Here is a 9,259-nt window from a genome sequence, read left to right on the forward strand (position 1 = left end):
ATTATGTCAACGACACCGCAATTTACACACTTACATTTACATACGGAATATTCACTGCTTGATGGTGCTAATAAAATTAAACTTTTAGCCAAACGGGTTAAAGAGTTGGGCATGGAAAGCGTTGCCATGACCGACCATGGAAACATGTTTGGAACCATTGATTTTTACAACACCATGAGAGCAGAAGGCATCAAACCTATCATTGGAATGGAGGCTTATATCCATAATTCTGATGAAATTGATGATAAAACCACCAAACAACGGTTTCACTTATGCTTATATGCTAAAAATGAAGTAGGGTATAAAAACCTGATGTTCCTTTCAAGCCAAGCTTATATGCACGGTTTTTACTACTATCCACGAATTAATAAAAAGCTTTTAAGAGAGAACTCAGAAGGTCTGGTCTGTTCTGCAGCTTGTTTGCAAGGCGAAGTAAACTGGCATCTGAACACCAACAGTGAACGAAACGTCAAGTTTGGTGCCAAAGGGTACGATAAAGCCAAAGAGATTGCATTGGAGTACAAAGAGATTTTTGGCGATGATTTCTACTTAGAGATCATGCGTCACGGAATTGCAGACCAATATTTTATCGATGATTTGATTCTGAAAATCTCACATGAAACAGGCATTAAAGTGGTTGCAACCAATGACACCCACTACTTAAAACAAAAAGATGCCGATGCGCATGAAGCCTTTATGTGTATTGCCATGAATAAACTCTACGATGACCCCAATCGTTTACGACACTCGGTGCATGAGTTTTATCTTAAATCTCCTGAACAGATTGCTAAACTCTATGCCGATATTCCTCAAGCCATTGAAAACACGCAAGAGATAGCACAAAAGTGTAACTTAGAGATTAAACTGGGGAACCCTACTCCACCGAACTTTAAATTTACACGAGAAAAATCAGCCGAACAAGGTTTAACCCTACCTGAACCAGAGTTGGAGTATTCACTTGAAAACGATAAAGTTCTGTTTATCCATGAGTGTTGGAAAGGGCTTGAAGAGCGTTTGAAAATTGTACCCCAAGAGAAACATCAAGAGTATAAAGATCGTCTGCAAGTTGAGATAGATATTATTAATAACATGAAATTCCCAGGCTACATGCTCATCGTTTGGGATTTCGTTATTGTGGCAAAACAGATGGGAATTCCTGTGGGTCCGGGACGGGGTTCAGCCGCAGGTAGTTTGGTTGCTTATAGCCTGTTTATTACCGATATTGACCCCATGCCATATGGACTTCTGTTTGAGCGGTTCTTGAATCCAGAGCGGGTAAGTATGCCCGATATCGATATGGACTTCTGCCAAAGCAGACGGGGTGAAATCATTGATTATGTAGTGAAACAGTATGGTCGAGCCAACGTGGCACAAATCATCACCTTTGGTAAACTGCTTGCTAAAGGGGTGATACGAGACGTTGCAAGAGTTCTTGACATGCCATACGCCAAAGCCGATGCGATGGCAAAACTCATACCTGATGAGTTGGGGATTAACTTAGCCAGTTCTTATGAAAAAGAGCCCAAAATCAAAGAACTGTGTGATTCAGACCCACAAGCAAAAAGAGTATGGGAGTTCGCGCTTGCACTTGAAGGTCTGAACAGAAATGCAGGGACACACGCAGCAGGTGTCGTTATTTCCAATGAACCTCTTTGGAATAAAACACCTTTGTTTAAACCCTCAGGAATGGAAACCCTTGCAACTCAATACAACGGAAAGTATGTTGAAGACGTTGACCTTATTAAATTCGACTTCTTGGGTTTAAAAACCCTTACCGTTATTGAAGAAGCCAATAAACTGATTGAAAAGCGACACGGAAAACGGATTGACTTTATTAAAACCGATGTGAATGATAAAGGGGTTTATGAACTCATCCAAACAGGGCATACGATTGGTCTGTTCCAAATAGAGTCTGACGGTATGCAAGATTTGAACAAACGTTTGAAACCATCAAACTTTGAAGACATCATTGCGGTCTTGGCTCTGTATCGACCAGGACCAATGGAGTCAGGGATGCTTGATGACTTTATTGACAGAAAGCACGGACGAAAAGAGATCAACTACTTCTATGATGAGTTCGATGAGCCATTACGACCCATTCTAGAGCCAACCTATGGGGTTATTGTTTACCAAGAGCAAGTTATGCAAATTGTTCAAACCATTGGTGGATTTAGTCTGGGTGGTGCGGACTTGGTTCGACGAGCAATGGGTAAAAAGATTAAAGAGGAGATGGACCGTCTTAAAGGCGAATTTGCAGATGGTGGAGTTAAAAAAGGGTATCAACGAGCGCATTGTGAAGAGCTGTTTGACTTGATTGTAAAGTTTGCTGGGTACGGGTTTAATAAATCGCACTCTGCAGCATATGCCTTAGTTACGTTCTACACTTCGTATTTAAAAAAATATTATCCGTCAGAGTTCATGGCGGCCTTGTTGACTTTGGAGAAAGACAACACCGATAAGGTTGTTAAATACATCGATGAAGTAAAACGATTGGGACTTGACTTGTTCCCACCTGATATCAATAAATCTGACTTGGTGTTTTCTGCTACTAAAATTGATGGCGAAGAGGTTGTTATGTTTGGTATGGGTGCCATTAAAGGTGTGGGTGATGTTGCGATTAAATCCATTCTTGCAGCTCGTAATGAAGGTGGCGTATTTACAGATATGAGTGATTTTATCTCTCGTATTGATGGAAGTAAGGTCAATAAACGCGTCATTGAAGCTTTAACCAAATCAGGCGCATTTGACTCATTTGGTTACTCCAGACGTGCGTTATTGGAACAAATTGAACTCATCGGTGAAACCGTAGGAAAAGCAGCACAAGCAAGAAAAATGGCGACAGGATCACTCTTTGGTGAAAGCGATGAGCTTACAAAAGTGGATATCACCTTAGAGCACATGGACGAATTCCCCTCAAAAGAGTTGCTCGAATTAGAGAAAGCCTCTTTGGGATTCTATGTATCCGGTCATCCATTGGATGAGTACCGAGACCAACTTGATAATATCAACTATACTTTAAGTTCACAACTTGAAGAGCTTGATGATGGAAGTGAAGCACTTTTCATTGGAAAAATAGAGACCATCACGGAGCGTATCTCTAAAAAAGGGAACAAATTTGCCATTGTGAACATCATGGACTTACATGGCAATATTGAGTTGATGATGTTTGAAGACAAACTCAAAGAACTCCGTGATGATTTTGATTTAGATGAACCCATTGCCTTTAAAGTGCGCATCAGTAAAGATGACCAATTTACGCGCATCAGTTTAAGAAAAATTGAAACCATCAAAGAGGCTAAAAAAGAGAAACTCAAAACTAAAAAAGTGCAAAAAGAAGAGCCTGCATTAAACATTGCCGTAAACTACACAAAAGATGATAAAATCATGTATGATCTTTTTGAAATCATTGCACACAACCAAGGTAAGCGCCAACTCTTTATGACCGTCAAATCAAAGCTGGGTGATATAGAGATGGAGACAGGCTTTAAGGTTACCTCTAAAGTCGAAGAGTTACTTAAAAACATTGAAGGAGTCTACGTCATATGAAGCACATCTTAATCACCAATGATGATGGTTATGAAGCAGTAGGTTTAAAAGCACTTATTGATGCACTCTCCCCTTTGGCTAAAATCACCGTAGTAGCTCCAGCAACAGAGAAATCTGCTTGCGGACACTCTTTAACCCTAACAAAACCCTTGCGCCTTTTAAATGTGGATGATGACTTTTATAAAGTTGATGATGGCACACCCACCGATTGTGTCTTTATTTCACTCAATACCCTCTTTAAAGATGGGAATAAACCCGATTTAGTGGTCAGTGGCATTAATATTGGTGCAAATATGGGTGAAGACATCACCTACAGTGGAACAGCCAGTGCCGCTATGGAAGCAGTGCTTCAAGGCGTACCTGCCATTGCTATTTCGCAAGTGTGCAAAGATAAATGCCATGAGATTAAAAATGGTTGGGATTTTGCTTTGGCTAAGAAGAGTATTCAACAAGTGGTGAAAAAAATCTTCACAAAAGAGTTCCCTTTAGATGAACGAAAGTTTTTAAATATTAATATTCCACCCATTGATGTTGATGAGTGCAAAGGAATAAAAATATCTAAAGTGGGATACAGAGAGTATGGAAACGATACTCACCGTCATGTCAACCCTCGAGGAGAAGAGTACTACTGGATAGGACTGCACCCTTTGGTATGGAAACAAAGTGATGATTTAATGTGTGATTTTGAAAGCATTAAAGCAAACTATGTCTCTATTTCACCTATTCATCTTGATATGACCAGTCACGATGATATAGAAAAACTCAAACATTGGTTTAAATAAAAAAGGATTCATGTGGAATTTAAACAATCACTTCTATTTAATATAGAAAAACTCGTAGGCACTCTTAAAGACGAAGAGGAACTCAAAGAGGTTCTCAAACGAAAATTTACAAAAAAAGAGTTTAAAGTATTTGTGGCAATGGAGGATGCGAAAGATGTAAGTGAAATTGCAAAAGAGATTCACACTGATAAAGAGCGTGTGCAAGAGTTATATAAAAATGCCGTACATAAACTCAATCAAGAGAAAATCAAAAAAGAGCTAATTATTGATTGATGCTACATCTCATTGGATGTAGTATCACTCGCGTCATTGCTGGCAATCGCGAAGTCATTCTCTTGGAATCGCACTAAAATCATCCCAGCGAATTTATTTTTTTTATAAAACTCCACTCGATATAACTCCCCTTTTTTATCTACAGAGAAGTATTTTGGAATTTCACGTTTATGAATTTTAATATCGGCTTCATTCTTTTTATTTTTATTGGTATATCCAATCACGTTAACTCGATACCCATCTTTCCCATAGACAAAGATATCTTCATGCGCGGTTACGATTTCACCAAATTTAACATTGACCTCTTTATCATCAATTTTAAACATGATTTCATCCTCTTGTTCATCAATATCCAAATAATCAGGTGAGAGTTTTGCTAATCGCACATTTCCATAATGAATTGAATAGTCATTTCCTGTTTTTAAAACCGTCATCAAAGGATTACTTGGTGTGAACTTTAATGTACCATCTTTTTTTACTGGAAAGTAGTTTAAGTGTGGTCGCACTTCACTTAAAGGCAGTTTAATTTTATCGTTGTAAAAAGAGATATAAATATCATTATACAACGCTTCACTGATACCTGTAGGAGAAAGTTCAAAGTTACGTTCAAACTCTATGCCCATGACTCTCATATACTCTTCTAGGGCTAAGATATGATAATACGCTCGCTCAACCACAGGAAGTTGCTTACTCGCTTCATTTCCAAAAGAGGCTTTCCCTTTATTAATGGCAAAATAAGTGAGTGTTTTCTCCATCTCTTTATCGCCTTCACGTGTTCGTGTGTTATGCACGTGATATATGTCTTCATCTCGAAGAAGGTTATCATTGACATGTTCGCAAACACGTTCAGAAATCTCTTGTAGATTTCCATAATAAGGTATATCTAAATTGGTTTGGTCAATAATTGAACTTTGCCCCCAACGATAAGGAGAGTGCAGTCTGTCTATATAGTTTTTTCTGTAATAACCACTTCCATCATGAAGGTTTAATACCAGTTTGACGCTCTCATTGGTGATGTATTTTTTGACTCGCTGAATTGATTCATAATCTGGGTCTTTACTGGAGAGTTTTGCAAACTTCCGATTCATATCCCCATAAGGACCACGCGAACGTTTAATGATAGAGTAAAAGTTTAAATTAGGCACAACCCAAACTGAACCTTTTTTAATCGTATAGTGTGTGGTAATAAGTGATGCAGCCATAAATCCACCCGGCTCATCTCCTTGAATTCCACCCACAATTAATAAGGTGTTGTTGTCATCTTGACCTTTTTTTATCAAATCAAAATCAATGCCGTTGATACCTGCATACAGATTTTGAAGCAATAAAAAGAAGAGAACGACCTTAAACAACCGTAACATGCCAAGGTTCATACCGTACTCCATCCTTATTATTTACTGTATATCGAATATCAACATAGGTCAATTTAATCATTTTATTAAACTCTTCTGTTGAGGCAAAACGCTCCGTGAAGTTATCGTATCCGAAGCCTTTTTTCCCCACATCAAAATCTCCGTTTGAGTGATAAGAGTACGCAGGAGGAGCCAAAGAGATTGAGGCTTTACTTAAGTTTAAGTCTGTACGATCCAGTTTATCTAAAAAGAGTTTCATCTGTTTCATCACACTTCGAACACCTGAGGTTAAAATAATACTGTTACCAATATCTTTTACCATACTGTTATACGTTGCTAAACTTCTCTCTTTAAATAAGTAGTGTCCAGAATGAGGGATTTTAATGATCTCTTTTTTACTGATGGCTTCTGTTATAGATTGACAGGTTCTTTCTCCATAAAAGCCATGTACATTTGGGTTATAGTAAAAAATATACTCCATAAAAGCAAGTTCTTCATCTGTAAATGATTCAATTTTACTTGACCAACGTGCGGTGCTGATAGCTTGGTCAAATGAAAGAACATTATAGTTTCCAAATCCCACATGACGTTGAACCAAATTGAGTTTTTTTACAACACTGTAAAAGCTTGCTCTGTATTGTTCATCTAAGTAGATGTCTTCTTTTTTATTCAACTGTAAGGCAGTTGTCAACGAATCTACAGGGAAGTAAGCATCTTCACTCATTGTAGCTTTTGCAAACAATTTTGGAGTAGCCCCAACTGCGACTGCTCCGTAAGTTAAAAGTTGTAAAAAATTTCTTCTATTCATACGATTATTCTACAAAACTTATACTTATAAAACCATTTTTACAAGCTTATGTTGTCTTAACAGCTCATAAATGGAAACACGTTCATCTTCATTGTGTACAATCAACTCTAAGTTAAAGCTTGAGAATTTTCCTTTTTTACTCACATTTGAGCTTTCTAAAGTAAACTCTTTTTCTATAATAATCTCTTTCACACTTTGTAAAGCATCCTCTTTTGAAAGTGTTACAAGCTTATATTTCCAACTGCATGGATAAGTAAGCTCTAATTTCTCTTTATTTAAATCTATCACCGTTTATAATCTCCACTTTTTCCACCCGATTTAGACTCCAACTGTACTTCTGAAATCACCATTGATTTATCAATGGCTTTGACCATGTCATAAATGGTTAAAAGACCAACAGAAACACCTGTGAGTGCTTCCATTTCAACCCCGGTCTGACCATTGAGTTTTGCAGTCACATAGAGTTTAAACCCAGGTAAATTTGGCAGTTCTTCCACATCACAATGAATTCCACTTAGAAGTAAAGGGTGACACATAGGGATCAAATCACTCGTCTTTTTCACACCCATAATCGCTGCAATCACTGCTGTTTGAAGTACGGGTCCTTTTTTGGTATTGTTTGCAATGATTGCATCAAATGCCTCTTGACTCATTTGAATTTTACCCGAAGCAATCGCTACTCGTGTTGTCTCACCTTTTCCTGATACATCCACCATTTTCGGTCTGTCTTGTTCATCTAAATGCGTTAAGTTCATATTCTGCCTTTAATTATGTGAAATTATATCACGTATTGGTTAAGGACAAATAAAATTTCTCACTTAGTTAAACTTCAAATAACCTTAGTTTAAGCAATTTTTTATTAAAATGTTCCTTCAAATTTAAAAAGAAAGTAGGTGAACTTTATATGCCAGGCATTAAAGTAAAAGATAGCGAATCTTTTGACGAAGCGTACAGACGATTTAAAAAGCAATGTGACAGAAACCTTATCGTTACTGAAACACGAGCAAGAAGATTTTTTGAGCCAATGACTGAAAAGCGAAAGAAACAAAAAATCAATGCTAAGAAGAAAATGCTTAAAAGATTGTACATGCTTAGAAGATACGAGTCACGACTCTAAGATTCTCTATTTGCACACAAGAAGGTCCGTTTTTTTAATGGGCCTTTTTTTATTTATAACACACTAAAACCAATTTGGTTTCTTCCATTAGCTTTTGCCTCATACAGCAATCTATCAGCTTCTTCATAGACTTTTTTTGACTCTTGTCCTCTGTTTATAATACTCACTAAACCAAATGAAAGCGTCACTTTTTTATGCATGGTATTTTTTTTATGTTCAATATCCAACGCTTCAATATCGTGCTTAATCACTTGAATAAACTTTAAGGCTTTTTTTTCATCATTGGATTCAAAGAAAATACCAAACTCTTCACCTCCAATTCTAAAAAAATAGTCCCCTTTTCGGCTCAATCGTTTTTTAATGGTTGCAGCAATAATACGTAAAATATTATCCCCTTTATAGTGTCCATAAGTATCATTATATAGTTTAAAATGGTCCACATCAAGCAACACAAAGTTCAGGATGCTGTTCTGTCGATTAAAACTTTTAATCTTTTCAGGGAAAACTTCATCAAACTTGCGTCGATTATAAATTCCTGTCAATGAATCACTATATGATAGTTGTATTAAGAGTTCATTTTTTTTATTTAAAATGCGTTGATTTTCTTTTAATTGAGTCACGTCGAGCATCACACCAATAAGCCCTAAAAGTTCTCTGTTTTCTCCTTGCACCGTTGCTTTATAAAAATAATATATACGTTTGTTCCCATCTGCACACATCACTTCTGATTCATAAATCTGAGTTCCAGGATTGTCAAAGAGTTTTCTATCTTTTTCATAGTATTTTTGGGCTAAATTAGAAGGAATAACTTCAGGCAGTTCAAAAAGAGATTTGCCAATAATCTGTTCTTTTTTAATTCCTAAAATAACTTCAGAGAATGCATCATTGGCTTTTTGATATACACCATGTATATCTTTATAAAAAACGGGATTAGGAATGGTATTTAAAAGAATGTCTAAAAATTGATTATTGTTACTGATTTCAAGTTGTAAATGATCTACTAAAGATGCTTTTTGTTCTAACTGTGCAACTTTTTTTTCAAGCTCTTCATACGTCAATTTCATTCAAGTTCCTATTTGCGCATAATATTATCATAAAGCGAATAAAAAGACGAAATAAAAGAGAGTAAGAGGAATGGTGAGAATATAAAAAAGAGTATAAAAAAAGGCCTAGGGTTAAACATCTGAATGATGTCTAAAACTAAGCCTGTAAATAAAATTTGTCCCTGAAAAAGATGCAAATCTTTTTTAGCACAAATACTCAAAGCTGGCAGCGGCTTACGTTTCCACACCTGAAAGGTGCAGTATTATCAGCGATGAAGTGCTTGACTTCCAGGTTCGGAATGGAGCTGGGTATTTCCACTTCTCTATAGCCACCAGCA

General features: G+C 36.8%; 9 protein-coding genes and 1 rRNA gene. 4 read left to right on the top strand and 6 right to left on the bottom strand.

Features of this window, described 5'->3' with window-relative positions:
- Positions 1–3 precede the first annotated feature (3 nt).
- From dnaE to CRV04_RS10245, 3 genes are read left to right on the top strand one after another with little or no spacing between them, the layout of a single operon-like run.
- Complete coding sequence (gene dnaE / locus CRV04_RS10235) at positions 4–3,546, top strand: DNA polymerase III subunit alpha (RefSeq protein ID WP_128996752.1); 3,543 nt, start codon at positions 4–6, stop codon at positions 3,544–3,546.
- Positions 3,543–4,328, top strand: coding sequence for a 5'/3'-nucleotidase SurE (gene surE / locus CRV04_RS10240; RefSeq protein WP_128996753.1), 786 nt, complete (start codon positions 3,543–3,545; stop codon positions 4,326–4,328). The genes dnaE and surE overlap by 4 nt, the downstream gene beginning before the upstream one ends.
- A 12-nt stretch (positions 4,329–4,340) precedes the next feature.
- Positions 4,341–4,601 (top strand): hypothetical protein, encoded by a 261-nt coding sequence (locus CRV04_RS10245; RefSeq protein WP_128996754.1) that lies wholly within the window; start codon positions 4,341–4,343, stop codon positions 4,599–4,601.
- Between the two features lie 2 nt (positions 4,602–4,603).
- Here CRV04_RS10245 and CRV04_RS10250 read toward each other — a convergent pair whose 3' ends face one another.
- The 4 genes from CRV04_RS10250 to moaC are packed head-to-tail and all read right to left on the bottom strand — an operon-like array spanning position 4,604 to position 7,516.
- The gene (locus CRV04_RS10250) at positions 4,604–5,974 is read right to left on the bottom strand and encodes a M14 family metallopeptidase (RefSeq protein ID WP_128996755.1); all 1,371 of its coding nucleotides are present in this window, start codon (positions 5,972–5,974) and stop codon (positions 4,604–4,606) included.
- On the bottom strand, positions 5,946–6,761 hold the full coding sequence (locus tag CRV04_RS10255; protein ID WP_128996756.1) for a M15 family metallopeptidase: 816 nt from the start codon (positions 6,759–6,761) through the stop codon (positions 5,946–5,948). The genes CRV04_RS10250 and CRV04_RS10255 overlap by 29 nt, the downstream gene beginning before the upstream one ends.
- Positions 6,762–6,785: 24 nt before the next feature.
- Complete coding sequence (locus CRV04_RS10260; protein WP_128996757.1) at positions 6,786–7,049, bottom strand: HP0495 family protein; 264 nt, start codon at positions 7,047–7,049, stop codon at positions 6,786–6,788.
- Positions 7,046–7,516, bottom strand: a complete 471-nt coding sequence (gene moaC / locus CRV04_RS10265) for a cyclic pyranopterin monophosphate synthase MoaC (protein ID WP_128996758.1) — start codon at positions 7,514–7,516, stop codon at positions 7,046–7,048. Before moaC ends, CRV04_RS10260 begins: the two co-directional genes overlap by 4 nt.
- Positions 7,517–7,665: 149 nt before the next feature.
- Between moaC and rpsU the strand changes: the two genes are divergently transcribed.
- The gene (gene rpsU, locus CRV04_RS10270) at positions 7,666–7,878 is read left to right on the top strand and encodes a 30S ribosomal protein S21 (protein WP_013136837.1); all 213 of its coding nucleotides are present in this window, start codon (positions 7,666–7,668) and stop codon (positions 7,876–7,878) included.
- Between the two features lie 53 nt (positions 7,879–7,931).
- On the opposite strand, the gene CRV04_RS10275 is transcribed toward rpsU, so the two are convergent.
- A complete protein-coding gene (locus CRV04_RS10275) occupies positions 7,932–8,942 on the bottom strand; it encodes a GGDEF domain-containing protein (RefSeq protein WP_128996759.1) in 1,011 nt (336 codons plus the stop codon).
- A gap of 200 nt (positions 8,943–9,142) precedes the next feature.
- Positions 9,143–9,258, bottom strand: a 5S ribosomal RNA gene (gene rrf, locus CRV04_RS10280).
- Position 9,259: the final 1 nt, after the last annotated feature.

Origin of the sequence: Candidatus Marinarcus aquaticus, assembly GCF_004116335.1 — a bacterium.
Lineage (GTDB): Bacteria > Campylobacterota > Campylobacteria > Campylobacterales > Arcobacteraceae > Marinarcus > Marinarcus aquaticus.

What these genes read in the sequence shown, in the direction of transcription:
- CRV04_RS10275 (WP_128996759.1), bottom strand. Translation starts at nt 8,942, where the DNA reads ATGAAATTGACGTATGAAGAGCTTGAAAAAAAAGTTGCACAGTTAGAA.
- CRV04_RS10255 (WP_128996756.1), bottom strand. Translation starts at nt 6,761, where the DNA reads ATGAATAGAAGAAATTTTTTACAACTTTTAACTTACGGAGCAGTCGCA.
- surE (WP_128996753.1), top strand. Translation starts at nt 3,543, where the DNA reads ATGAAGCACATCTTAATCACCAATGATGATGGTTATGAAGCAGTAGGT.
- CRV04_RS10250 (WP_128996755.1), bottom strand. Translation starts at nt 5,974, where the DNA reads ATGAACCTTGGCATGTTACGGTTGTTTAAGGTCGTTCTCTTCTTTTTA.
- dnaE (WP_128996752.1), top strand. Translation starts at nt 4, where the DNA reads ATGTCAACGACACCGCAATTTACACACTTACATTTACATACGGAATAT.
- moaC (WP_128996758.1), bottom strand. Translation starts at nt 7,516, where the DNA reads ATGAACTTAACGCATTTAGATGAACAAGACAGACCGAAAATGGTGGAT.
- rpsU (WP_013136837.1), top strand. Translation starts at nt 7,666, where the DNA reads ATGCCAGGCATTAAAGTAAAAGATAGCGAATCTTTTGACGAAGCGTAC.